Source organism: Streptomyces sp. NPDC059909, from assembly GCF_042730885.1.
Lineage (GTDB): Bacteria > Actinomycetota > Actinomycetes > Streptomycetales > Streptomycetaceae > Streptomyces.
Window position 1 is genome coordinate 13,941 of the sequence record NZ_JBHWKX010000038.1, and the last position, 23,753, is coordinate 37,693.

Annotated in this window: 20 protein-coding genes and 1 pseudogene; 12 read left to right on the plus strand and 9 right to left on the minus strand. The window is 70.4% G+C overall.

Going from position 1 to position 23,753, the window contains the following annotated elements; all coding sequences use genetic code 11:
- Nucleotides 1–74: 74 nt before the first annotated feature.
- Nucleotides 75–539: pseudogene (locus tag ACFV9O_RS24505) on the plus strand (MFS transporter); the annotation flags it as partial.
- 419 nt (nt 540–958) lie between these two features.
- Here ACFV9O_RS24505 and ACFV9O_RS24510 read toward each other — a convergent pair.
- Nucleotides 959–2,440: an alkaline phosphatase D family protein gene (locus tag ACFV9O_RS24510; RefSeq protein ID WP_385421172.1), complete on the minus strand. Its 1,482-nt coding sequence runs from the start codon at nt 2,438–2,440 to the stop codon at nt 959–961.
- A 2-nt stretch (nt 2,441–2,442) separates the two neighbouring features.
- On the opposite strand from ACFV9O_RS24510, the gene ACFV9O_RS24515 reads away from it, so the two are divergent.
- Together ACFV9O_RS24515 and ACFV9O_RS24520 are read left to right on the plus strand one after the other, a co-directional pair.
- Nucleotides 2,443–3,231: an endonuclease/exonuclease/phosphatase family protein gene (locus ACFV9O_RS24515; protein ID WP_385421174.1), complete on the plus strand. Its 789-nt coding sequence runs from the start codon at nt 2,443–2,445 to the stop codon at nt 3,229–3,231.
- A gap of 294 nt (nt 3,232–3,525) precedes the next feature.
- Nucleotides 3,526–4,146 carry a hypothetical protein gene (locus tag ACFV9O_RS24520; RefSeq protein ID WP_385421175.1) on the plus strand — a complete coding sequence of 207 codons (621 nt, stop codon included), beginning with the start codon at nt 3,526–3,528 and terminating at the stop codon, nt 4,144–4,146.
- On the opposite strand, the gene ACFV9O_RS24525 is transcribed toward ACFV9O_RS24520, so the two are convergent.
- The 3 genes from ACFV9O_RS24525 to ACFV9O_RS24535 all read right to left on the minus strand — a co-directional run bounded on the left by ACFV9O_RS24525 (nt 4,036) and on the right by ACFV9O_RS24535 (nt 8,189).
- Nucleotides 4,036–5,157, minus strand: a complete 1,122-nt coding sequence (locus ACFV9O_RS24525) for a WxL protein peptidoglycan domain-containing protein (RefSeq protein WP_385421176.1) — start codon at nt 5,155–5,157, stop codon at nt 4,036–4,038. The two genes, ACFV9O_RS24520 and ACFV9O_RS24525, sit on opposite strands and share 111 nt — an antisense overlap.
- A 150-nt stretch (nt 5,158–5,307) precedes the next feature.
- Nucleotides 5,308–6,798 (minus strand): fibronectin type III domain-containing protein, encoded by a 1,491-nt coding sequence (locus tag ACFV9O_RS24530; protein WP_385421178.1) that lies wholly within the window; start codon nt 6,796–6,798, stop codon nt 5,308–5,310.
- A 179-nt stretch (nt 6,799–6,977) separates the two neighbouring features.
- Nucleotides 6,978–8,189 carry a HupE/UreJ family protein gene (locus ACFV9O_RS24535; protein ID WP_385421180.1) on the minus strand — a complete coding sequence of 404 codons (1,212 nt, stop codon included), beginning with the start codon at nt 8,187–8,189 and terminating at the stop codon, nt 6,978–6,980.
- A 169-nt stretch (nt 8,190–8,358) separates the two neighbouring features.
- Here ACFV9O_RS24535 and ACFV9O_RS24540 point away from each other — a divergent pair, with 169 nt between their 5' ends.
- Nucleotides 8,359–9,033, plus strand: coding sequence for a hypothetical protein (locus tag ACFV9O_RS24540; protein WP_385421182.1), 675 nt, complete (start codon nt 8,359–8,361; stop codon nt 9,031–9,033).
- A gap of 872 nt (nt 9,034–9,905) precedes the next feature.
- Nucleotides 9,906–11,450: an alkaline phosphatase D family protein gene (locus ACFV9O_RS24545; RefSeq protein ID WP_385421184.1), complete on the plus strand. Its 1,545-nt coding sequence runs from the start codon at nt 9,906–9,908 to the stop codon at nt 11,448–11,450.
- Between the two features lie 733 nt (nt 11,451–12,183).
- Here ACFV9O_RS24545 and ACFV9O_RS24550 read toward each other — a convergent pair.
- Together ACFV9O_RS24550 and ACFV9O_RS24555 are read right to left on the minus strand one after the other, a co-directional pair.
- On the minus strand, nt 12,184–12,969 hold the full coding sequence (locus ACFV9O_RS24550; RefSeq protein ID WP_385421186.1) for an IclR family transcriptional regulator C-terminal domain-containing protein: 786 nt from the start codon (nt 12,967–12,969) through the stop codon (nt 12,184–12,186).
- The gene (locus ACFV9O_RS24555) at nt 12,962–13,789 is read right to left on the minus strand and encodes an IclR family transcriptional regulator C-terminal domain-containing protein (RefSeq protein WP_385421188.1); all 828 of its coding nucleotides are present in this window, start codon (nt 13,787–13,789) and stop codon (nt 12,962–12,964) included. Before ACFV9O_RS24555 ends, ACFV9O_RS24550 begins: the two co-directional genes overlap by 8 nt.
- Nucleotides 13,790–14,113: 324 nt before the next feature.
- Here ACFV9O_RS24555 and ACFV9O_RS24560 point away from each other — a divergent pair, with 324 nt between their 5' ends.
- Nucleotides 14,114–15,385 (plus strand): MFS transporter, encoded by a 1,272-nt coding sequence (locus tag ACFV9O_RS24560; protein WP_385421190.1) that lies wholly within the window; start codon nt 14,114–14,116, stop codon nt 15,383–15,385.
- Nucleotides 15,386–15,453: 68 nt separating this feature from the next.
- On the opposite strand, the gene ACFV9O_RS24565 is transcribed toward ACFV9O_RS24560, so the two are convergent.
- Nucleotides 15,454–15,594 carry a hypothetical protein gene (locus ACFV9O_RS24565; protein ID WP_385421264.1) on the minus strand — a complete coding sequence of 47 codons (141 nt, stop codon included), beginning with the start codon at nt 15,592–15,594 and terminating at the stop codon, nt 15,454–15,456.
- Here ACFV9O_RS24565 and ACFV9O_RS24570 point away from each other — a divergent pair.
- Nucleotides 15,571–15,942, plus strand: coding sequence for a Rieske 2Fe-2S domain-containing protein (locus ACFV9O_RS24570; RefSeq protein WP_385421258.1), 372 nt, complete (start codon nt 15,571–15,573; stop codon nt 15,940–15,942). The two genes, ACFV9O_RS24565 and ACFV9O_RS24570, sit on opposite strands and share 24 nt — an antisense overlap.
- Nucleotides 15,943–16,166: 224 nt before the next feature.
- Here the strand turns inward: ACFV9O_RS24570 and ACFV9O_RS24575 are convergent, their stop codons facing one another.
- On the minus strand, nt 16,167–16,958 hold the full coding sequence (locus ACFV9O_RS24575) for an IclR family transcriptional regulator (protein WP_385421192.1): 792 nt from the start codon (nt 16,956–16,958) through the stop codon (nt 16,167–16,169).
- A 103-nt stretch (nt 16,959–17,061) separates the two neighbouring features.
- Between ACFV9O_RS24575 and ACFV9O_RS24580 the strand changes: the two genes are divergently transcribed.
- From ACFV9O_RS24580 to ACFV9O_RS24600, 5 genes are all read left to right on the plus strand, one after another.
- Complete coding sequence (locus ACFV9O_RS24580; RefSeq protein ID WP_385421194.1) at nt 17,062–18,177, plus strand: zinc-binding dehydrogenase; 1,116 nt, start codon at nt 17,062–17,064, stop codon at nt 18,175–18,177.
- Nucleotides 18,178–18,269: 92 nt separating this feature from the next.
- Entirely contained in the window at nt 18,270–19,556 is a 1,287-nt protein-coding gene (locus ACFV9O_RS24585; RefSeq protein ID WP_385421196.1) for a Rieske 2Fe-2S domain-containing protein, read from the plus strand.
- A 42-nt stretch (nt 19,557–19,598) separates the two neighbouring features.
- On the plus strand, nt 19,599–20,039 hold the full coding sequence (locus ACFV9O_RS24590) for a hypothetical protein (RefSeq protein ID WP_385421198.1): 441 nt from the start codon (nt 19,599–19,601) through the stop codon (nt 20,037–20,039).
- Entirely contained in the window at nt 20,036–21,004 is a 969-nt protein-coding gene (locus ACFV9O_RS24595; RefSeq protein ID WP_385421200.1) for a PDR/VanB family oxidoreductase, read from the plus strand. Before ACFV9O_RS24590 ends, ACFV9O_RS24595 begins: the two co-directional genes overlap by 4 nt.
- A gap of 63 nt (nt 21,005–21,067) precedes the next feature.
- On the plus strand, nt 21,068–22,363 hold the full coding sequence (locus ACFV9O_RS24600) for a nitrate/nitrite transporter (RefSeq protein ID WP_385421202.1): 1,296 nt from the start codon (nt 21,068–21,070) through the stop codon (nt 22,361–22,363).
- A 517-nt stretch (nt 22,364–22,880) separates the two neighbouring features.
- Here ACFV9O_RS24600 and ACFV9O_RS24605 read toward each other — a convergent pair.
- Nucleotides 22,881–23,744: a transposase gene (locus ACFV9O_RS24605; RefSeq protein WP_385421260.1), complete on the minus strand. Its 864-nt coding sequence runs from the start codon at nt 23,742–23,744 to the stop codon at nt 22,881–22,883.
- Nucleotides 23,745–23,753 lie beyond the last annotated feature (9 nt).

Here is a 23,753-nt window from a genome sequence, read left to right on the forward strand (position 1 = left end):
CTCACGCTCGCGCGGCCAGGACGCCGGCCGCCGTAGGGCGCGGACGACGTCGGCGAGGTCGCGGTGGGCCTCTGGGTGTGCTCAGCGGCCGTCTCGCACCGGTCATGGGCCCCAAGGCCCAGCTCACCGCGGGTGCCGCGCTCGGTGCGATGGCCTGCGGCGTCCTCGCCCTCTGGCACGACGAACAGTGGCAGCTCGTCCTCGTCTCCGGCGTGTTCGGCCTCGGCATCGGCCTCGCCTTCGCCTCGATGGCCAACCTCATCGTGGGCAGCGTTCCGCCCGAGCAGACCGGCGCCGCGACCGGCGTGAACGCCAACGTCCGCACCATCGGCGGCTCGATCGGCGCCGCGCTCGTCCTGGTCACCGGCCGGCTGCAGCCCTCCGGTCTGCCCTACGAGTCCGGGTACACCCACGGGTTCGCGCTGCTGGCGCTGCTCCTCCTCGCCGCGGCCGGTGCGGCCCTCCTGGTCCCGGCCCGCCGCACCGACTGCCCCGGCGCCCCGCTCACGGAGCGCCCGGCATCGGTGTGCGTGCGGTAGGGATCAGGGGAGCAGGTTCGGATCCTGTCGTCCCGGCGGTGCGCAGGTCCCCACAGGCGAGAGCTTGTGGGGACCCCTTTACGCGCGGGTCGCTCCCGTGGCCGGGACGCGCCGGGTCGGAGCGTCGCCAGGACCGCGAACGGGTCGGCCGTGCCGCCGTTGTCCACCGCGGCGGTCCGCCTGCTGAGCGTGAAGGTCTCCCCGGGCTGGAGCGTCAGTTGACGCTGGGTCATGGCCCAGATCCCGCACGCGTACGCGGTGAATCCACCCTCCTCGTACGGCAGTCCGTACGTCTGGCGGTCGGGACCGGTCATGCCGATCCACGGCGCGTGGGCGTGAAGTCCGCGGGGGCGGAGGCCGTGATGGTGCCGTGCCCCGCGACACCACTGCGCTGACCGGTGCCGTCGTGGTCCAGTACGTCACCCACCCACACCGTGTGCGGCGTGGTACCGGCGTTGGTGAACACCGTCTCCGCCGTGACCCATGGCCGGCCCGCGCGCATGCTGTACGTCGTCGTGACGGCGATGTCGGGCACCGAGGTGCTGGCGCCGACGGCCCGGACCGAGGCGACGGGGCCGCCGGCCGAGATCACCTCGACGGACGTGGAGCGCACCGTGTGCTGCTGCCAGGCGTTGGAACCGCGCGGCTGACTGGCCGATGCGTACGGCAGGTTGAGCCGGTCGAGCTGGTCCAGGTGGCCCACGGCGGCCAGGTCCAGCGGCTCGGCGGTCTCCGAGGACTCCCGTGATGGTCGCGGTCGCCGACCCGGGCTCGTATCCGGCGCCGACGGCGGTCAGGTCGTACGTCCCCGGCGGGGCGAAGGCCAGGAACTCGCCCTCGGGGTCGGTGAGGCCGGAGGCGAAACGCGTGCCGTCCGCCGTGGTCACGGTCACCTCGACGTTGGGCAGCGGTGTGCCGGAGACCCGGTCGGTCACCCGGCCCGACAGCCCGTCGCCCGCGTCGATCCGCCGCGCGCCGGGCGTGCCGTCCTGGACCTCGAACGCGGCGATGGTGAACGCGGGCGACGCCGCGTCGCGCGCGTTGAGCACGATTCGCAGGTCGCTGCGCCAGCGTTCGGGTGTCACGTCGCACAGGACGTAGCCGCGGTACGAGCCGTTGCAGAAGCGGACATGGGGGTTGGCGGGCAGGCCGAGCCGCACGTCCGCGTCCCAGCCGGCGCCCGAGGAGATCGAGGTGCCGACGAACTCGGTGGCGACGGTGGGGGAGTGGGGGTCGTCGAAGTCGGTCTTGAGATCGTTGACCCAGTTCGTGTGCCAGTCGCCGCTCACCACCACCGGGTTGGCGGGCCGGTGCTCGGCGATGTAGTCCAGGATGCGGGAACGGGCCGCCGCGTAGCCGTCCCACCGGTCCAGGTTGGCGATCTTGTCCGGCCCCAGGTCGTAGTCGAACTGGGCCATGATCGCCTGCTGGGCGATGACGTTCCACCGCGCCTGCGAGCAGCCCAGACCGTCCAGCAGCCACTGCTCCTGGGGCGATCCGAGCATGGTCCGGGCGGGATCCAGGACGTCGGGGTCCGCTACCTTGCGGCCGTCGCCGTACGCCTGGTCCGTGCGGAACTGGCGGCCGTCCAGGATGCTGAACTCCGCCAGCCCGCCCGTACGCGCCGGTACATCGTGGCGTCGGGGCCGTGCGGCTGCTGCGCCGGACGCATCGGCAGGTGCTCGTAGTACGCCTGGTAGCCGTTGGCCCGGAACCTGACTCCCGCTGGATGACCGGGAGCTGGAGCACAGGAGGACACCCGCTGTCCGGGAGTTGTGACGCGATCCGGCGAACCGCGTCGGGCTGTGCGGGACGGCGGGCCCGCAGCCGACCGGAGGGCGGGTGCGCAGAGACCCGCTGAGCTGCGCCGCATGGCGGCATGATCCGAATAACCCTGACACGTTTGCGTGCGCTGACCCTCGTATGCCTGGGCGTCGCCGGGCTGTTGCTGGCCCCGAATGCGGTCGCCGCCACGGCGACGCAGTCCGACGAGGCCTGGTCGCAGGACGCGCACCCGCCCTACTCGCTCCTGCAGATGAACGTCTGCTCCAGCGGAGTAGCCGGCTGCTATGCCCGCACCGAGTACCCGAAGATCGTCGATGAGGTCGTGGACCGTATCCGGGCCAACGACGTCAACGCGGTCACTCTCAACGAGGCGTGCAGCGGGGACGTGGCCGACATCGCCGCGCGCACCGGCTACCACTACCGCTTTGCCACGGTGATCTACCGCGGCGCCCCCTTGCCGTGCAAGTCGCCCGACGGGCGCGGAGTGTTCGGGAACGCCGTGCTGACCAAGGAGGAGATCCGCGCCTCCGAGGACGCGCCGTACTCCGTGTTCAGCGGAGTGGAGCAGCGACGCTGGATCTGTGTGACGACCGCCCGCGGCCTGGACGTGTGCACCAGTCACCTCTCCACCGATGGCGAGGCCCCCGGCACCACCAACTCCATCCAGTGCGCCGAGCTCACCCAGGTGCTTGCCTCTCGCGGTCGGCCCACCCTCTTCGCCGGTGATGTCAACCGGCAAGCCCCGTGCGCGCCCGCGCAGTTCTGGACGCTGACCGACGCGGCCGCCACCCAGGCTCCCGGCATCCAGCACGTCTACGGAAATCTCGCGGCGCCGACGCTGGAGATCGAGCCGACGACCTACACCGACCACGACGCGCTCGTCGTCCGGGCCGGGATACCGAACTGACCTGACGGCTGGTCCGCGGCGCCGCGCCCGGACCAGCCTCACCGACCGCCCGCCCGCCGAGATCGGCGGGCCACGACGGCGAGCAGAGAGTGGGGGACTCACATGGCGTACCTGACATGGCTGGCGGACATCCTGCGGAAGGAAGGGCTCCAGGTCCGCCCCGTGCGAACCTCGGCCTGGCGCGCGACGGCAGCTGGATCGTCATCGCGGCCGGGCAGGCGTGGCACGCCGGGAAGGGCGGGCCGTGGCAGAACGTGCGCGGCTGGACTCCCGCGCAGATCGACTCGTACCCGTGTGGCGTGGCCGCCCTGCTGCGGCACGTCGGGCTCGGGGCCGACCGGGCACTGGGGCCACAAGGAGTGGGCACCGGAGCGCAAGACGGACCCCGCCTTCCGGCCGGGTGGCATGGCGGGATTCCGCGCCCGAGTCGGCGAGATCCTCGGCGGCGCACCCGCGCCCGGGCCCACGCCTCCGCCGGCCGGCGGGCAGAGCCCGAACTTCCGTACCTGGGGCACCCAGGTGCGTAGGGGGAGCGCCCCGCGGTTGCCGGATGCGATCCGTGCCGGAGGCGCGCCGATTCCCGCCGACGACAAGGACGTTCACTGCCTCACGAGGAACGGCACGGCCGAGGTGACCTTCGTGAGCGCCCTGATACCGGGGTGCCTGCACCGCACAGGCCTGGTCCCCGACGGCGAGGACCTGTTCGACCACCGGTACGGCAGCGCGGCGGTCGCCGACCCCGTGATCCCGTTGCCGGACGGCCTGTGCGGCTCCGCCCTGCGGGGCCCCGTCTGGATCTACCCGTCACCGGGTTCCACGGGCTCCGGTCTCAGCGTCATGGTCGAGCGCTCCGACATGCTCGATGGCGCCTTTCACTTCCCGGCTCGGGCCGTGATCACCTTCAACCTCGGCTGAAGCGGTCTCGGTTGATCCCTTGGCCCGACGACGGCGGCGGCTCCAGGAAACCGGCCCGGCGGCCACCAACGCGCACAGGACGACGAGGCAGAGCAGCAGCGTCCAGGAAACGGTCCAGGCGTGGGTCGTGGTCTTCGCGCCGGCGAGCGGCGCGACCGAGCCCGACGCGTCGGTGAGGAGCGGGACGAGGGTGACCGTCCCCGTCGACCGCAGCGCGGGAGTCACTCCGTGGACCGGCACGGTGACCTTCCAGGTATCGCCGGGGAGCAGCGCGGGCGAGTCGTCGACATGGCCTGCGCGGGCCCCCAGGAGCCCGAAGGGGCCGGACAGGGAAACTGTCTGACGTGCCATCAGGATGGCGTTGCCCGTGTTGCGGATGGTGTAGGTGACGGTTGCATCTCCCTTGCCGACCGGATTCGTCGTACCCGAGTACCGCACGTGCAGGTCCTGCACCGACAGCTTCGGCTCGAGCGCTCCGCCCACGCGCAGCCGGATCCGGATGCCGAGACGGCGGCCGGCGTCGGTCCCGTCCGTCGGCGAGGTGACGATGCCACCCATGTAGTCGCCGGGCGCGGCGTCGTGCGGCACGGTGAGCGTGAAGGGCACCTTGACCGACCGGCCGGGCCCAACCGTCACGTCGGGTCGGTCCATACGGACCCAGGCACCCACGCGTGGCGACTTCGCGTCCTTGGCGACCAGGTCGAGCCTGCCGGCCTCGTTGGTGAACGCGTCGGCGGCGTACACGGCCAGGTGGAGCGGCGTGGTGCCGTGGTTGACGACCTCGAGGGCGTCGGTGACATGGCCGCCGGCATTGACGGTGTAGCTGTAGTTCGGCCGGTCGGACCCGAAGTCGTTGGAGGCTGTGCTGATGGCCCAGGGGGCGTCGCCGTCCGCCGCCGCCACGGGTCCGGCGCCCGTTCCGAGGAAGGCGAGCACGGCGAGCAGGGCCACGACGGCTGCGCGTGCGAGGGATCTGGCAGCTGTGGTGGTACGAGGTCTGGGCGGGCGCATCTGAGGGTCCTCGGGCGAGTCGGGGTGGCGGGAGCGGAACGGGGGCGGGGTGGGGTGGGCACGCACCCGGCGGTACCCACCCCACCGATGGAGCGGGCCGGAACGTCTGGGCGCGGTCGGCGCGAGAGTCCCGGCGTCACCCCGGGTCGGCTACTGGAGCCAGTCGGACTCGGCCGGGGTGGTGGTGGCCACGTCGGCGCGCTCGTCCCAGCCCTCGCCGCGGTAGGGGTGGATCACCACGGAGTCGACGGCGGAGCCGACCGGCTGAGCCGGGGTGGCGCCGCTGTCCGGGCCACACCACTTCACCTTGCTCAGCTCCACGGCGGCGTTGGGTGCGGCGCACGTGCCGCTGCGGAGGTTCTCGACGACGAGCTTGTTGTCGCGCACCTGGACCTTGACGTAGGTGCGGACGTGCTCCTGGTTCTCGACCGAGTTGGCCCAGTGGTTCTTGGGGTTCAGCGGGTCGGGACCGTAGTTCGGGTCCTTGCTCGTGTCGGGAGCGGTGAGGTCGTAGTACTTCGACCCCGACGCGGAGTTCGCCGTCACGTAGATGACGCCGCCGGGACCCTGGGCCACCTGGGCGGCACCGGGCTGCTCGTCCGGGTGCGCCTTCTCGCCGTTCTTGATCACGTAGCTACGGGAATAGGCGTGGTCGTGACCCTGCAGGACCAGGTCGACGCCGAGCTTCGAGAACGCCGCCGGGAAGTCCTTGCGGCGCTGCTTGTTGTCGCCGTCGTTCGCGTGGTCGGCCGGCGAGTAGATCGCGTGGTGGTAGACGAGCACCGTGTACTTGGCGTCGGCACCGTGGTTCTTGATGACGTCGCTGACGAACTTGATGTGCGCCTCGTCGGAACCGTTGGAGTACGCGTTGCTGTTCAGGTCGATGAACAGGACGTCCTTGTACGTGTACCAGTAGTCGCCGCCCGACCGGGTCGCCGAGCTGCCGTTGTAGTACGGCGCGGAGCGGTCGGTGTTCGGCGTCCAGAAGTGCTGCTCGTACGCCTTGCCGCCGACGTCGTGGTTGCCGATCGTGGCCGCCCACGGGTACTGACGCAGCTTGTCGGGCGCGAGGAACGCGTTCCACTGCGTCTCGGTGTTGGCGGTCTCCACCTGGTCACCACCGGAGACCAGCAGCTCCGCGTTCGGGTTCGCGGCGAGGGAGACGTCCAGGGTGTCCTTCCACCCGGCGCCGTCCTTGTCCACGTTGCCGGACGAACCGATCTGCGGGTCGCCGTAGAACAGGAAGTCGAAGTCGCCCTTGAATTCCTGCGTCTTGAAGGAGTACGTCGGCGACCAGCCGCCCTGGGATCCGACGCGGTACGAGTACGCGGTGTTCGCGCGCAGGCTGTCGATCGTCGCGTGCCCGTTGTAACCGCCGTTGACGCTGTTCGCGGCGACGTTGGCCGGGAAGGTGACGGCGTTCGCGGGGAACTCGCCGCCCACGAGCTGGGAGGTCGGCGCGACCTGGACCACCTGCGCCGAGTCGGCCGGGGTGTACCAGGACGCGACGCGCTGCGATTCGTTGGCGCCGACCCCGAGGACGACTCCGGCGGGCGTCGCGGAGGTCTCGGCGTGGGCCCCGGTCATCAGGCCGCTGCCGAAGGCCGTGGTCACGCCCAGGGCCACCGCGGTGGCGCTCATGGCCACTCGGTGACGGATGAGCCCAGATCTCTGGGCCCCCTTGTCGAGCTTCATCGGTTTCCGTTCGTTCGAGATTTGGGGGGTGGCGTAAGACTCGACAAAAAGTCACATGAGGCCGTGACATTCTGATGAACCGGGGAGAAGCGGATCGTTCCACTTGCCGGAATTTGGACTGACCTTCAGACCCCGAAGGTCCGCTGCACGAACCACACCAGGCCCATGACGGACACACCCGCCGCGACCGCTCCGGTCGTCCACGACCCCAGGTCCGGCCGACGCCGGCGCAGCAGGGCGAGGGCCGGGAAGACGGTGGCCACGATGGCCAGTTGGACTGTTTCGATGCCCACGTTGAAGACGAGGAGCGACCACAGGAGCGTCCATGACCAGGCACGGTCGATCCCCAGCGCCGAGGCGAAGCCGAGTCCGTGTATGAGGCCGAAGCAGAACACCACCGCGAGCCGCGTCCAGCCCGCGCGGTCCAGGCTGAGGTGACCGCGGCCGAACGTCTCCAGGTCCGTGGCGTGGGACCGGCGTCGCCACAGCCGCCACAGGTGCCAGCCCGCGACGACCGCGATCGAGAGCGCGATGACGGGCTCGACGAACCACTCCGGAACCTGCACGAGCCCCAGGGCGGCCAGGACGAAGGTCACCGAGTGGGCCAGTGTGAAGGTCGTGGCCGCCAGCACGATCTCGCGCAGCCGGCGTGATCCGACGATGAGCGCCAGCAGGAACAGGATGTGGTCGAGCCCGGCGAGCAGGTGCTCGGCTCCGAGCCGGAAGAAGGTCCAGAACCGCTCGGCCCCGGACTGCTGGGTGGAGAACGACCGGTGCTCGGCGTCGAGAGCGGTGCTTCCGGACGTCAGATCGAAGTCGTAGGCGACGATCGTCTTGGTGTCGCGCACATAGCCCTCGGAGTCCGGGAACAGCCCACTGCGCACCTCGTGCGCCTCGGCGGACGACGGGCACCGGTAGTCGAGGACCAGCAGGGCGTACGGAACTCCCTCGCGTCGCTCGATCGCGAAGTCGCCGTCCCTGACCGGTATGCACTCCCGGCCCCCGGCCGTGACGCCGAAGCGGCGGGTCACATAGGCGACGACCGAGTCGGCGTGGCCGTCGAGCGCCGCCGCCTGTTCCTTCGCGTCGCCGTTGTCGAACGCCGCGGTGCCCGCCCGGAACAGCGGATCGTCCTTCTCGTAGTCGGCGGCGGAGACGACGAGCAGGTCGTACTCCAGCTGGAGTTCGGTACGGACATGCCCACCCTCGGGCGCGGTGAGATCTGCGTACACGGTCGAGCTGAACCCGTGGGCGAGCGCCGGCACGGCGCCGAGCAGGACGGCCGCGACGATGACGGCGACGGCGGCACAGGCGCGACGCCCGGCGGCGGGAAACATGTGACTCCTCTTCGGTCGGCGCACGAAATCTGCTGGGCGCGGATGAACCTCCGGTGGCGCATGCGCGAACCGACGGGGAACCAAGCTCGGACAAGTCGGCTCACTGGCCGAAAACCGCCCGCCATGAGGTAGGAAGTAGGCGCACTCACGCCACTACGGAGGACTTCCCATGCGCTCTCGGCTTCTGCCTGCCTGCACGCTGGCCACGGCAGTCGCGACCGCCGTACTGGTCGGCGGATGCGGCTCGGGCGACGACTGGTCCGAGCCGCACCCGAAGCCGAGCGCCGTCGGCACCCTGAGCCCGGGGTTCTCCGATCCGACGGCACCACCGGCCCCGGAGGCGACGATCGCTCCGCGGCCCGGCTCCTGGGACGGGGTCCGCCCGTCGAAGGACTACCGCGTGGTGCTGCTCACCGCGGGCAAGGACCGCCAGACCAGGACGCTGGTGAGCGCCGTGGAGTCGTGGGCCGAGGAGGTGCACGCCGACCTGAGGACCGTCACCGCCACGAAGCCGGACCAGTTCGTCCCCCGCATCAGCGAGGCGATGGGCATGCGGCCCGACCTGATCATCAGCGCCGGCAACGACCTCGTCGACCCCCTGGCCATGGTCTCGCCCAACCACCTCGACCAGCAGTTCCTCGTGGTCGGCGCGGAGTTGGCCGAGCCGACGGCGAACGTCACCGCCGCCGACTGGACCGGTGCCTCGTTCCGGGGCGAGGGACTCGGCATGTCCTCGTCGTACGACCCGGCCAGCTTCACCCCGGAACGGGCCGGGCGCGCCGTACGGGCCGGAGTCGCGGCGGTGCTCACCGGTCTGACCGGGATTGTCGTCTGGATCGACTAGCTTGATCTTCAAGTGCGCAACGAGCGCAGAGTGAGGTTGATGTAGTCGGACCCACTTGATGCGGTGCTGTGTAGATGATGAAGGCTTTGTGGCCCTTCGGCGTCGCCCGGTGTCCGGCATTGAGTCGGCGCGAGTCCGGTCTGCGGCTTCTGCACGGACCGTACATGGGGGCGAGGCGGTCGCACACTCGCATGTCCGGAATGGACTGTTCCCCAGCGGACCGATACAACGGCGACAACGGAGCCTCCCGGTGAGCAGTGGCGTAGACACCCTCTGCGCCACCGAGAGGCCCTGCCCTCATGCCCCCGCGCGACCACAATCGCCTGAACAGCACCCCCGTACGGAAACCCCAGCCCCACACTCGGTTTCGAGAAGCCCTCTCAGCGCAGCCGTGTTGCTGATCGCCGCGTGGATCAACAAGGCGGCGGGACCAGTGATCATCGCCACCTTGTCGGCGCCGGCCTGCTCCGGTCTCCCTTCCAGGCATCAGTGACATGTGGCGCCCCTGTCAGGGCCCCGGGTGATGGACAACGCGCTGGTGGTGGTCCGAGACGGCAGGATGGCCGCCGGTGAGCCACATCCGGCGGGCGTGGAAGCCGACGTCGACGGCCAGGGCATGCTCTGCCTGCAGCCTTCGGTCGTCCAACCGCCTCCGACTCGGCCGGCTGCGACAGCAGCGAGCGGACGAACTCCCTGATGCAGTGACCGGTTGCATTCCGCTGCGCCCGCTCGGCAGTTCCGCCCGTATGTCAGGGACTGGAGATGCCGCTCTCCGGCTGCCGCATTCCCGTCGTTTGTCCGTCACTTGACGATCACATTGGTCTGGCCATTTGACAGTTGTACCCATAGACAACGAGATCAAAGGACTGACCATGGGACAGCTTGACAGACGAGGGTTCGTCGGTTTGATGGGCGCCGGCACCGGCGTGGCGCTGGCGATCGCGGGCTTCTCCGTGGCGCCCGCCATGGCGGCGGGGCGCCTTTCGGGCTATCCGTTCACGCTGGGTGTCGCCTCCGGCGATCCCCTGCCCGACGGAGTGGTGCTGTGGACGCGCCTGGCACCGAAGCCCCTGGCCGAGGACGGCAAGGGGGGAATGCCCCAGGTGATCGTTCCGGTCGAGTGGGAGGTCGCGGAGGACGACAACTTCCGCCGCATCGTCGCCGCCGGCGCCGAACGGGCCACGCCGGAGCTGGGCCACTCCGTGCACGTCGAGGTCAAGGGGCTGCGCCCGGGCTGGGTGTACTTCTACCGGTTCCGCGTCGGGCAGGACGTCAGCCCCGTCGGCCGCACCAAGACCGCACCGGCGCTGGACGCCAGTCCGGACAGCCTGTCGTTCGCTTTCGCGTCCTGCCAGAACTACCCGGCCGGTTACTTCACCGCCTACAAGCACATGGCGGCGGAGGACCTCGACCTGGTCGTGCATCTGGGCGACTACATCTATGAAGGCGACTCCCAGGGATCCATCGGACGACCGCACCTCCCCGCGGCGGAGATCTACTCGCTGGCGGACTACCGGGTCCGGCACGCCCAGCACAAGACCGATGAGGACCTGCAGGCCGCACATGCCGCGTTCCCGTGGCTCGTGACCTGGGACGACCACGAGGTCGAGAACAACTACGCCAACGCCACCCGGAACGGCGACGCCGGACCGTCGGAGGAGTTCCTGCAGCGCCGGGCGGCCGCCTACCAGGCGTACTACGAGTTCATGCCGCTGCGCCGGGCCGCGCTGCCCAACGGCCCGGACATGCAGCTCTACCGCCGTCTGTCCTACGGGCGCCTGGCCGACTTCAACGTGCTCGACGGCCGTCAGTACCGCTCCCGGCAGGCAGACACCCAGGCCGAGCGGGACGATCCGTCCCGCACGATGCTCGGTGCGCAGCAGGAGAGGTGGCTGGCCGACGGGCTCGGCGCCTCCACCAGGAAGTGGAAGGTCCTCGCGCAGCAGACCGTGATGGCCAGGGCGGACCGTGACCCCGGTCCCGGTCTGTCGCTGTCGGACGACAACTGGAGTGGCTACGAGCCCGCGCGCCAGCGGACCTTCGACGCGGTGGCCGAGCGCGGCGTGGACAACTTCGTCGTCATCACCGGCGACGCGCACTGCAGCATGGTCGCGGACCTGAAGCTGAACTTCGACGACCAGAACTCGCCCACCATCGGCGCCGAGTTCCTCGGTACGTCGATAGCCTCCGGCGGCGACGGTGCCGACATGGACGCGCGCGGTGAGTCGTGGCTCGCCTCCAACCCACACATGATGTATTACAACCAGCGCCGCGGTTACGTCCGCTGCCGGGTGACGCCCGACGAATGGCGCAGCGACTACCGGGTGATGCCTTACGTCACGAAGCCCGGTGCTCCGGTGTCCACGCACGCCAGCTTCGTCGTGGAAGCGGGCCGGCCCGGCGCGCAGGCCGACTGACGCCCCGGCTGCATGAGGTTGGCCGACCGGGCATCCTTCCGGTCGGTCGGCCACACCGGACCCGGAGCTCGCGGACACCGGACGCGGGCAGACGGTGCCGCAGACGCACAACGTCACGTTCCCGAGCGCCGCAGCGACAGCGCACGGCTTTCTGGCTCCTGCTGCGCGACGGGCTCGGGATCATCGTTGTCCAGGGAGCTTCACGAGGTGCTTGCGCTCGACCTCGACGAGTCCGAGCACGCTTTGGCCATCGCCGAGTCGGGTAGGGACGTCGATCCGCCGACGCCGCCCGGCCGATGTCGTCGCTCTGATCCACGAGGTCGGGGCGTCGCGGGTGGTCCTGACGAGCGACAGTTTCGGGGGAAGCAACCCGACGCCCTCGGACCTCCTGCGGATGTTCCCCGGTGCGCTCCATGACGCCGGTCTGTCCGAGGAGGACGTGCGTCCGGCTGCCAGCTCCAATCCCTCGGCGTTGCTCGGCATCTGATCAGTCATTCGTTGTCATCGGGCGATGTTCTGGAACCAGTCCGGCGCGCACCCGGCGTGGGGGAGTTACCGGGTGTGCGCCGGCCGGTCCCTCGGCGTCGATCGCGCCGCGGGCCTTCGAGCGGGGTCAGGAGCCGATGCTGAGGACTACGGCTTCGAACCCCATCTGGGCCACCCTCTGGGGTGCAAGGCGATCGCCGCGGCCCGGCTGGACACCGCACCGACGTCTCCGCACCGGCGATGGGCTTTACGTGCGGTCATGCCGGGTGAAGTCTGTCCCGATGCTCTCGGCGGTGTCCCGCAGCCGGCGCAGCCAGGACTGGCGCATGGTGTCGAGTGAGGTGCGGCTGGCGGTGGTGGCGATGTTCACGGCGGCGATGACGCGGTCGTCGGCATCGTGGACCGGCGCAGCGACGGAGCGCAGCCCCGGCTCGAGTTCCTGGTCGACGATCGTCCAGCCCTGCCTCCGCACCCGGCCGATCTCCTGGGCGAGGCGTTCAGGGCTGGTCTTGGTGTCCGCGGTGAACTGACGCAGTGGCACACGGGAGAGGTAGGCGTCGAGTTCGCTGTGTTCCAGGCCGGCGAGCAGGACGCGGCCGGTGGAGGACGCGTACGCGGGGAAGCGGGTTCCGACGGCGATCGAGACCGCCAGGATGCGGAAGCCGTGGACGCGGGCGACGTAGACGACCTCGTCGCCGTCGAGCACGGTCAGCGAGGTGGTCTCACGGACCTCCGAGGCGAGCTGTTCAAGATGGGGGAGTGCCACGTCAGGCAGGCGCAGGCTCGAGAGGTAGGAGCGCCCGATCTCGAGCACGCGCGGGCGCAGTGAGTACTCCCGGCCGTCGAAGCGCGTGTAGTCGAGTTCGACGAGGGTGAGCAGGAACCGTCGCGCGGCGGCGCGGGTCAGGCCTGTCCGCTTGGCCACCTCGGCGAGGGTCAGGCCGGACGAGGCGTCGCTGAGGGTGCGCAGTACCTGGAGCCCGCGCTCCAGGGACTGGACGAACGGCACGTCCGGGGTGGACTGGTCAGGCACGAATGCCTCCTCGGTGGCCGGATGGGGGCCCGGCGGGATAGCTGTGCAGGTCGGCCTCGATGCGTGCGGCGGTGGACAGCAGCGGCGGCAGCAGTCGGCGCCGGATGCCCTCGACGGAGGTGTGGCCGGCGTGAGTGGCGATGTTGACGGCTGCGAAGGTGACGCCGAGCTGGGTACGAACCGGGACGGCGACGGAGCGCAGCCCTCGTTCGAGTTCCTGGTCGACGATCGTCCAGCCCTGCTTACGCACCTGCTCCAGCTCCGCGCGCAGCACATCGGGGGCGGTGATGGTGCGGTCGGTCAGCCGGGTGAGCTGGGCGTGCGTCAGGTACTCCTCACGTTCGCGCTCGGGCAGGCCGGCGAGCAGTACCCGGCCCATGGACGTCGCATGTGCGGGGAGCCGTGTGCCGAGTCCGATGCTGATGGCGATGATCCGTGAGATGGACACGCGGGAGACGTAGACGATGTCGACGCCGTCGAGGATCGACAGCGAGCAGGACTCGTGTACCTCGGCTGCCAGCTGCTCCAGGTGGGGTTCGGCGACATCGCGAACGGACAGCGTGGAGAGATAGCGGTAGCCCAGGTCGAGGACGCGTGGGCGCAGATGGTAAAGGCCGTCCTCGTAGCCCACGTAATCAAGCTGAGCCAGCGTCAGCAGGAAACGACGGGCCGTCGCAGGGGCCATGCCGGCCGCCCGCGCGACCTGACTCAGGGTCATCCGCGGGTGGTCCGCGTCGAAGGCGTTGATGACGGCAAGGCCTCGTGCGAGCGACTGGACGAAGTCGGTGTCACGGGGCGAGCGCCGGGCCTCGTCGGTCATCCGGTCTCGCTCTCTGCGGGTGGGAGGGCAGGCATGGCAGTGGGTGGTCGCTCCGTCCACGGTCGAGCGGTCGGCGCGTGCGGCTGAGCTATGCGCATGTCGAACAGTAATCATCGGAGCGAAGGCAAATCAACGTGCGGCGTCCCCGTCTGGCGGGCCGAGCTCCCTCGGGCCGGCGGCCACGCTTTGCATTGTGCCGCTGCTGCAGCTTCTCGGACTCGCGTCTGACGCCTTTGTTGTGCAGCTCTTGACGGCATCCTCGAGCCATCCCTACGGTTCAACCGCATTCCGCACCATTGTTCGCCATGCGAAAAGGGAGACTGTATGAGGACTGCCGGCCACGGTCGGTCGCGGCCAGTGCTGTCCCGGGGGTTCGGCGTCACCCTGGCGCTGTCGATGGGCGCCGGACCGCTCATGCTGTACGCCCTGACGGCGACCGCACCGCTGCTGACCGCCGACCTTGGCATCAGCCGGGCTCAGCTCGGCTCGCTGACGACGGCGGCCTTTCTGGCCGCGGCGCTCTTCTCACCGCTGGTGGGCCGGTGCGCGGATCTGTTCAGCGGAAGGGCGGTCCTCGTGGTGCTGTTCACGGGCGCCGGCCTGGCGCTCCTCGGAGCCGCCGCGGCCCCCTCGTACGGATGGCTGGTGGCTGCCACGGTCCTGTGCGGAGCGGCCCAGGCGCTGTCCAACCCGGTGACGAACCAGCTCATCGCGGCGAACCTCCCGCAGGGCCGGCGCGGCCGGCTGATGGGCGTCAAGCAGTCGGGCGTCCAGATGAGCCAGTTCGGGGCAGGTCTCGTGCTCCCGAGCGTCGCGCTGGTGTGGGGGTGGCGGGGTGCGGCGGGCGTGGCGGCGATCGCCGCCACGGCGGGGCTGGTCCTGGTCCGCCGTTCGATCCCCGCCGGCAGCCCCCGGCCCGTGGCCGGGCCGACGCGGCGGCTCGCGGACCTGCCGGCCGCCGTGTGGTGGCTCACCGCTTACGCCCTGGCGACCGGTGCCGCGCTCCAGGCCACCAACGTCTATCTGCCCCTCTACGGTTTCGAGCGGCTGGACATGTCGGTGCGGGCCGCCGGGTTCACTGCGGCCGTCGCCGGAGGAGTGGGACTCATCGCCCGTATCGCGTGGGGCCGCGCCGCCGACCGGGTGCGCCGCCCCCGTGTCCCCCTGATCGCCCTCGCCCTCGCGTCCGCGCTCGCCGCCTGCTCCATCCTCGCGGCGGAACAGCTGCACGCACCCGCGCTGGTCTGGGCCGGTGCCACGCTGTTCGGCGCCAGCGGAATCGCCGCCAACGTCGTGATCATGCTCGCGCTGATGCGGGCGACTCCCCTGCATGTCGTCGGCACCGCCTCCGGAATCCTTGCCGTCGGTCTCTACGTGGGCTTCGCCGTGGGCCCGCTGTGCTTCGGCCTGGTCGTCGACGCCACCGGTTCCTACCTCGCGGCCTGGCTCGCGGTGATCGGTACCAACGCGCTCGCCGCAGCCCTGGCCCTCCTCCGGCGCGCGAAGCGTTCGCCCGCCCCCCAAGACCGCCCCGGTGGCCTGACGCCGCGACGGCCTCCCCATCCCGAATCCGCCAGGAATGGACCCGCATGCTGACCCACGAACAGAACGAGCTGCTCACCGCGACCGGTCCGGACACCCCCCATGGGACGCCTGTTCCGCCGCTACTGGATTCCGGCACTGCTGGCCGAGGAGATCGCGGAACCGGACAGCCCCCTGGTGTGCGTCACACTGCTGGAGAGCAGCTCATCGCCTTCGGTGACTGCCGGGGCCGTATCGGTCTGCTCGACGAGTTCTGCAGCCACCGCACCGCCTCGCTGTTCTTCGGTCGCAACGAGGAGTGCGGGCTGCGCTGCTCTTACCAGGGCTGGAAGTACGACGTGGACGGAACTGCGTCGGCATGCCCTCCGAGCCGGAGGGCTCGACGTTCAAGAACCGCATCACGCAACGGGCGTAGCCGTGCGGCGAGCGGGGCGGGATCATCTGGACGTACATGGGGCCGCCCGAGCACAAGCCCGAGCTGCCATGGCCGTGCTCGACGACGCCCACCGGTTCGTCTTCAAGCGCTGGCAGGAGTCCAACTACCTGCAGGCCATGGAGGGCGGCATCGACTCCAGCCATGTCTCCTTCGCGCACCGGTTCAACATCGATGACGACCCGATGCATGCGGGCACCGAAGGGCTGATGTACCTCGAGGCCGACACCCGGCCGAAGTTCGAGGTCGCCGAGTCCGACGGCGGACTCGTGATCGGCGTCCGGCGGGTCGTCAACGAGGCGAACTACTACTCGCGGATCACCCAGTGGCCGCAGCACAGCTGGTCATACGATCCTCCGCGCCCGGCCCCGCGATCTTCGGGGCGACCGGGAACGCGGGTGGTCAGGCGTCGTTGCCCGGCGCGGAGCCCGCGGCCGCGCCCCCGCGCAGCGCCTCGGAGATCCGCTCCGCGGTCGCCACCGCCCGGTCGGTGTAGGCCTTGCGGCGGGCGTCGTCGAGGCGGAACTCGGGGCAGGACAGGGAGAGGGTGGCCACCGTGCGGTCGTCGTCCCGGATGGCGGCCGAGACGGCCCATATGCCCTCGTCGATCTCCTCATGACTGACGGACCAGCCGCGCTTGACGGCGAGCTCGACGCCCTGCAGGAACTCCTCGCGCCCGTGCAGCGGCGGCACCGCGCCGGACTCGAGCGCCCGGTCGACATAGCGCTCCCGCTCGGCGGGCGACAGGCCGCCGAGCAGCACGCGCGCACTGGCACCGCGCAGCGGCGGCAGATTCTGCCCCACCTCGAACGACAGCCGGTACGGACGGCTGCTCTCGGCTCCGTGCACGCACACCGGAAGCCCCCGCACCAGGCGGATGAGCAGCACCGTCTCGGAGACCTCGTCAGCCAGGGCGCGCAGGAAGGGGTCCGCGACCTCGGCCAGTGAGGTGCCCTGCCGGGCCGCGCGGCCCAGCGCCGCCACCCGCATCGTCAGCCGGTAGTACCCCCGGGTGTCCTCCTCGACCAGGGCCATGTCGCGCAGCAGCGCCACATAGCGGTGGGCGGTGGGCACCGGGATGCCGACCGCGTCGGCCAGTTCGCGCACCGAGGCCACCGGGCGCTGCTCGGCGAAGGCGAAGAGCACTTCCAGGGCCCTGCGCCCGCTGTCCGCTCCCGCCCGACCACCGGCCATTTTGTCGCTCCTCACCCATTGACGTGCTCTAAGTCGCCACCTACTGTAGCCGAATCGCAGAGCAATAACGCATTATCACAGAGCGATAGAAAGGGGATTCAGGGTGAGCGACACCGTGGTCTCCGGGCCGCCATCCGAGGCCCGCGCGAGCGTGGCCCTGCCGGGTGCCCGGAGCGAGCTGAGGAGCCTTCCCCTGCACGAGGCCGGCCCGGGGGAGGGGTGGCTGCAGGTCACCGCCTCCGGCATCTGCGGCACGGACGTCTCCCTCTTCGCGAAGGGCGTCCCGGAGCCGACCGTGCTCGGCCACCACGTCGTCGGCCGCATCGCCGCCGTGGCCCCCGAGCAGGGGGAGCGGACCTGGCAGGGCCGGGTGGGGGACCGGGTCGTCATCGAGGAGTACCTGCCGTGCGGGACGTGCCCGTCCTGCACCTCGGGCGCCTACCGCCTGTGCCCGCAGACCGACCTGTGGGGCGGCGGCCGCCGCGTCGGCACCCTGCCGGCCGCCGAGGCATCGGGCCTGCACGGCGGGAACGCCGAGTACCTGCTCCTGCAGCCCAACACCGTGGTGCACCCGCTGCCGCCCGAGCTGTCCGAGGAGCTGGCCGCCTGGGTGCTGCCGTACGCGAACGCGCTGGACTGGACGCTGCGCGCGGGCGCCGTCCGCAAGGGCGAGACCGTGGTCATCGTCGGCCCCGGCTACCACGGGCTCGCCGTGGCGGCCGCGGCGCGCTACGCCGGCGCCGAGACGGTGGTGGCCGGGCTGCGACGCGACCGCACCCGCCTCGAGATCGCCGAGCGCCTCGGTGCCGTGACCGTCGCGGCCGACACCGGCACCGACCTCGCCGAGGGTGTGCGCCGCGTGCTCGGTTCCCGGGCCGCGGACTGCGTCGTCGACGCCGTCGGGGCCGCCCCGCACGTGGTCAGGGTCGCCGTCGACCTGCTCGGCCAGGGCGGGCGCCTGGTGCTCACCACGCCCAAGCAGCCCGCCGCGGTGCCGGTCGACACCTCGGCCATGATCCGCCGCAACGTCAGGATCTCCGCCGTGCGCGGCCGCCGCCCCGAGTACGTCCGCCAGGCGATCGCCTCGCTCGCCGACGGCACCTCGGGCCTGCAGGAACTGCCCTCCGTCGAGGTCTCCCTCGAGGAGACCGGCGACATGCTCGCCCGGCTCGCCGCCGGCACCGGACCGAAGTCCCCGCACGTCGTGGTCCGCCCCTGAAACCACCGACCGGACCCGGACGACTCCGGCCCGGTCTCCCCAGCCGGTTCTGGCTGGCGCATTGCACAACATCGCACAACGAAGGAGTCCCGATGCTGACCCGGGAACAGAACGAACGCCTCGTCCGCACCGACCAGGGAACCGAGATGGGCACCCTGCTGCGCCGCTACTGGATTCCCGCGCTGCTCGCCGAGGAGTTGCCGGAGCCCGACTGCCCGCCGGTGCGCGTCCAACTGCTGGGCGAGAAACTGATCGCCTTCCGCGACACCAAGGGCCGTATCGGCCTGCTCGACGAGTTCTGCAGCCACCGCACCGCCTCGCTGTTCTTCGGCCGTAACGAGGAGTGCGGCCTGCGCTGCGGCTACCACGGCTGGAAGTACGACGTGGACGGCAACTGCGTGGACATGCCCTCCGAGCCGCCGGAGGCGCGCATGCGCGAGAAGATCAAGCAGCCCGCGTACCCCTGCGTGGAGCGCGGCGGCGTCATCTGGACGTTTATGGGCCCGCCGGAGCTCAAGCCCGAGCTGCCCGAGCTGGAGTGGGCCGGCCTGCCGGAGAGCCAGGTCTTCATCTCCAAGCGCCGGCAGATGACCAACTTCATGCAGGCGATGGAGGGCGGCATCGACTCCAGCCACGTCTCCTTCGCCCACCGCTTCAACCTGGACGACGACCCGATGCACTCGGGCACCGCGGGCAACGAGTACCTGAAGAAGGACACCCGGCCCAAGTTCGAGGTCGTGGAGTCCGACGGCGGGCTGCTCATCGGCGCGCGCCGCAACGTCGACGAAGAGAACTACTACTGGCGCATCACCCAGTGGATCATGCCCTGGTACACGATCATCCCGCCGTTCGGCATCCACAACCCGATGGGCGGCCACGCCTGGGTCCCGATCGACGACGAGACCTGCTGGGCCTGGTCGATCAACTACCACCCGACCCGCCCGCTCACCGAGGACGAGCTCGCCTCCATGCGCAACGGCGACGGCATCCACGCCAAGTACATCCCGGGCACCTACGACACCCTGGCCAACGCCTCCAACGACTACCTCATCGACCGCCAGGCCCAGAAGGAGAAGAAGTCCTTCTCAGGCGTCGAGGGCATCGCCGCCCAGGACTTCTCCCTGCAGGAGAGCATGGGCGCCATCGTCGACCGCACCAAGGAGCGGCTGGGCACCTCCGACGCGGCCATCATCCTGGCCCGCCGCCGGATGCTGGCCGCCACCGAGCCCGCCGCCAAGGGCGAGGACGTCCCCGGAGTCAACAGCAAGCACCACGCCGTGCGCTCGACCTCCCTGCTGCTTCCGAAGTCCGTCCCGTTCCAGGACGGCGCCGCCGAGGTCCTCAAGGTGAAGGAAGGCGAGGACTTCTACTCCATATGACTGCCCCTGCCCGGCAGTAGGCACCCACCGGAAGAAGACATCATGCCCAGCCATTCGTGGACCAGGCGGTCGTACGTGGCCGACGTACTCGTCGTGCCGCTGGACCCGACCGCCCTCGAGGACCTCGCCGCGCGGAGGGACTCCCTCACCGGGGTCACCGTCGCCGACAGCGACGAGCTCGACGACGGCCTCCGCGAGGCCGTCGAGCGGGCCGATGCCATCACCCTGGTCACCTGCGACCTCTCCCTCGTCGACCACGCCGCGGTCGCCGCCCTGGGAGAGGCCGCCCGCGCCGCCGGCATCCTGCTCGGCGCCGTTGTCGTCGCCCCCGGCCTGTCCTGGAGCAGCGGCGACGAGCACGAGTCCGCCGCGGTGCTGCGCGAGTACGTCGACACCATCGCCGTCCTGCGCGACCTGCCGCCCGTCCTGCACTTCCTGCAGGTGCTGCGGGGCGGTACCCGCGACTCGGAGGAGGAGTCATGACAGTGTCCGACTGGCGGGAGGTGACCGTCACCCGACTCGGCTGGGAGGCCGACGGCGTGGTCTCGCTCGTCTTCACGCCGACCGACGGCGCCCCCCTGCCGGAGTGGGGGGCCGGAGCCCACATCGACGTGCGGCTGCCGTCCGGCACCGTGCGGCAGTACTCGCTGTGCGGCGAGCCGGGCGGCCCTGCGTACACCATCGCCGTACTGAGGGAAGCCGACGGGCGCGGAGGATCCGCCGAGATCCACGACACCGCGCTCATCGGCCGCACCCTCTCGATCCGCGGCCCGCGCAACCACTTCCCGCTGGAGTCCGCCGCCCACCACGTCCTCGTCGCAGGTGGCATCGGGATCACCCCGGTGCTCGCCATGGCGCGGGAGGCCACGGCGCGCGGCGACTCCTGGGAGCTGCACTACGGCGGGCGCGCCGTCACCACCATGGCCTTCGTCGATCAGGCCCGTGCGCTGGCCGAGTCGGCGGGTGCGCCGTTCCGCCTCAAGGCGGGGGAGCAGCTGGACCTCCCCGCCCTGGTGCGGGACGTGCCCGAAGGCGGCGCGATCCACGCCTGCGGGCCGCCCGGCATGCTGGCCGCCCTGCGCGAGGAGATCAAGCGCTCCCGCCCCTCCCTGCCGCTCTACATCGAGCAGTTCACCTCGGCGGGCACCGGCTCCGAGGAGCCGGCGGTGCCGACGGATGGGGAGGCCTTCGAGGTCGAGCTCTTCCGCAGCGGGGAGACCGTCACGGTCGAACCCGGCACCTCGATCCTCGAGGCCGTCCGCACCCTGCGGCCGGACGTCCTCTCCTCCTGCGAGGAGGGCTTCTGCGGCACCTGCGAGACCAAGGTGCTCGGCGGGACCCCGGTCCACGCCGACAGTATCCTCTCGCAGAAGGAACGTGCCGAGAACACCTCGATGATGATCTGCGTTGGCGGCTGCGCCTCGCAGCGGCTCGTCCTGGACCTGTGAGTCTGCCCGGCTTCACGTCCAAAACCCATCCCCCTTCCCCTCTTCCGCAGCGGAGGTTCCACGATGAACCTGCTTCACGCCACCCCCGGCCGGGCAGCCGCACCCTCCCCCTACCGCTGGGTCGTGCTCGTCGCCTGTTGGCTGTCCTTCACCTTGACCTCGATCGACCGCTCGACCTGGGGACCGGCCTCGGTCTTCGTCGGCGAGGGGCTGGCCGTGCCCGTGGCGAGCCTCGGTGTCTTCGCTACCGCCTATTACGTGGGCTACGTCATATCCAATGCCATCGGCGGCATCGGTGTGGACCGCTTCGGCGGCCGTATCGTGCTCACCGTGTCGCTGGCCGGTGCCGGTGTGTTCATGAGCGTCTTCGGTTCCACGACGTCCGCGACCGTCGGCATTACGGTGCAGGCCGTCGTCGGGCTCTTCGCCGGGGCGGACTACGCGGCCGGTGTCCGCCTGATCTCCAGCTGGTTCCCGTCCAGCAAGCTCGGCATGCCGATGGGCGTCTTCACCACGGCGACCTCGCTCGGCACCGCCATTGCCAACGCCGTCGTGCCGACCCTGATCGCCTGGCATGGCTGGGGGACTTCTTACCACATCTTCGGCATCATCTCCATTGTCGTGGCGGCGCTGCTGCTGTTCTTCCTCCGCAACGGTCCGGAGGAGGTGAAGGGCCAGAAGAAGCCCCGCGTCGAGCGGAAGTCCGGCGGGCTCTTCGGCCCCGATCTGCGCACTTTCCTCCGCAACCGTGACGTGGTCCTCACCTGCCTGACCGGGTTCTGCGGCTTCTGGGGCCTGTACGGCTTCGTGACCTGGGCCAACGCGCTCATGATCAAGGGTCATGACATCGACGCCGGCACCGCGGGAATGGTCGTGGCGATCTTCGCCATCACGGCCGTCGCGGTGAAGCCGCTGGTGGGCCTGATCACCGACCGCTTCTTCGGCGGCGCCCGCAAGACGCCCAGCCTGGTGATCTTCGCGGTGTTCGCGCTCACCCTGGTGTGGTTCGGCAATCTCTCCTCGCCCACGGCCTTCATCTGGCTCGCACCACTGCTCGGCGCTGCCGCCTACGGCTGGGCCGCCCTCCTGGTCGCCCTCATCCCGCGCCTCGTGCCCGACTCGGTGACGGGCAGCGTGGCGGGCATCGCCAACGCGATCTGGCAGCTCGGCAGTGTGCTCGTCCCGCTGGCGGTGGGCGCCGTGTTCTCAGCGACGGGGTCCTTCAACGCCGCCTTCCTCACGCTGGCCGCGGGACCCGCCCTGGCGATCCTGTTCATGCTGCCCGTCCGCGACAAGGCCGAGCACCGCAAGCAGGCCACCTCGACGGAGTCGGAGGAGAAGGTGCCCGAGTCCGTGTAGCCGCCGGCCTCGCGGCCCTGTGTGCGAAGGGCCCGCCCCCGTCCACGACCGGACGGGGGCGGGCCCTTGCTTTCATAGCTTTTATACGGGCCTGGGCGCGGCCGTCTCCTCAGTAGGGCCGGGGACTGGCGCGGTGGCTTCCGCTATCTTGAGCTCGCCTGGCTCGCAGGTTGCTGACCTGGTGCGTTGTGTGGTGGACGATGTCTCGACGCGGCTCGTCAGCAGGGTCCGATGACGGCGGAAGAATTCTTCTTCGGCGTGTTGCGGGAGCGGCCTGGCAGGTCGGCGGTGCGTCGTTCCCCGAGTGCGAGGGCGAGGGCCCTGCCGCAGTTCCCGGTTCTCCGCCTCCAGCTGTCGGTTGCGCTCGGTGACGGCCTCCCATCGCCGCAGCAGGGAGGCATCGGATGCCCGCTGCCGATCGGGAACCGGCCGGGTCGCCGGAACCCGGTGCCGGGCCCGGCGACATTCGATCTCGGCTCTCGGTTCGGCACAGATCGTGGGGAGCGGTCGCGGAGGGTCACTGAAGCAGGAGCATCTTGCGGAGTAGTTCGAATCCGGCTCGCCCGTAAAGCTGCCTTTTGATCTTCTTGATGCGGTTCACGGCACCTTCGGTCCCGCCGGAACTCCATTGCAGGCTGAGCCCGGCTGTCACGGCGTCGAGGTCCCGAAGCAGGTGGAGTGCGAAGCCGGTGAAGCCGGGCAGTTGGCCGGCACCGACGGCGTCGATCCAGACAGGAAGCGTGGCGCCGAGGCGGCCGGTGAGTATTTCGCCGAAGCCGCGGACATGTTCGGCGGCGGTGTCCAGCTCGGGGCAGCAGGCCAGGACGTCCTTCAGCGCGGCGCGGTCTTCTTCGCTCAGGGCCGTGGGCGGGTGAGCCAGCCGGTCACCTGCCGGGCGTACAGGTCGAGCCCGCCCAGCTGGCCGACCGGGTAAGGATTTCCCTCTGCTGCCAGCACGTAGCCGAGACGAGCCTCGCAACCGTCTCGGCGATGTTCGCGGCGGCCTCCTTCCGCGTCTTGACCGGCCTGACGGCACCGCTGTACGCGAGCGGCGGAGTGAACTCGAACTTGTCGCCGGAGGTGTCGACTCGCTGCTCTTCGGCTGCGGCGAGGGGCGCGATGTCCTGCTCGAGATGCTCAACGGCGGCAGCGTTGCGGCGTACGACGTCGCTGTGGTATTCGATCGCCGGCCAAGCGCGGCCTTTCTCGCGGCTGACTGCCCCGCGGGTGGTGGCTCAGGGCCTTGCCACCGGGTCAAGTGCGCGGCGCCGATCAGGCTCACGCCAGATTGTCCTGTCAGGCTGATCCGCCAAGAAATGTCGGTGGGTTGGCTGCAACACTGCGTGCGACGCGAGAAGGCATCCGCCGACGGCAACAGCATCACCTGCCG

Bases quoted from the DNA above. Each gene is read 5' to 3' on its own strand.
- ACFV9O_RS24525 (WP_385421176.1), bottom strand. From the start codon at position 5,157: ATGCGCCCGCCCAGACCTCGTACCACCACAGCTGCCAGATCCCTCGCA.
- ACFV9O_RS24530 (WP_385421178.1), bottom strand. From the start codon at position 6,798: ATGAGCGCCACCGCGGTGGCCCTGGGCGTGACCACGGCCTTCGGCAGC.
- ACFV9O_RS24535 (WP_385421180.1), bottom strand. From the start codon at position 8,189: ATGTTTCCCGCCGCCGGGCGTCGCGCCTGTGCCGCCGTCGCCGTCATC.
- ACFV9O_RS24540 (WP_385421182.1), top strand. From the start codon at position 8,359: ATGCGCTCTCGGCTTCTGCCTGCCTGCACGCTGGCCACGGCAGTCGCG.
- ACFV9O_RS24545 (WP_385421184.1), top strand. From the start codon at position 9,906: ATGGGACAGCTTGACAGACGAGGGTTCGTCGGTTTGATGGGCGCCGGC.
- ACFV9O_RS24555 (WP_385421188.1), bottom strand. From the start codon at position 13,789: ATGACCGACGAGGCCCGGCGCTCGCCCCGTGACACCGACTTCGTCCAG.
- ACFV9O_RS24560 (WP_385421190.1), top strand. From the start codon at position 14,114: ATGAGGACTGCCGGCCACGGTCGGTCGCGGCCAGTGCTGTCCCGGGGG.
- ACFV9O_RS24575 (WP_385421192.1), bottom strand. From the start codon at position 16,958: ATGGCCGGTGGTCGGGCGGGAGCGGACAGCGGGCGCAGGGCCCTGGAA.
- ACFV9O_RS24585 (WP_385421196.1), top strand. From the start codon at position 18,270: ATGCTGACCCGGGAACAGAACGAACGCCTCGTCCGCACCGACCAGGGA.
- ACFV9O_RS24590 (WP_385421198.1), top strand. From the start codon at position 19,599: ATGCCCAGCCATTCGTGGACCAGGCGGTCGTACGTGGCCGACGTACTC.
- ACFV9O_RS24595 (WP_385421200.1), top strand. From the start codon at position 20,036: ATGACAGTGTCCGACTGGCGGGAGGTGACCGTCACCCGACTCGGCTGG.
- ACFV9O_RS24600 (WP_385421202.1), top strand. From the start codon at position 21,068: ATGAACCTGCTTCACGCCACCCCCGGCCGGGCAGCCGCACCCTCCCCC.
- ACFV9O_RS24605 (WP_385421260.1), bottom strand. From the start codon at position 23,744: ATGCTGTTGCCGTCGGCGGATGCCTTCTCGCGTCGCACGCAGTGTTGC.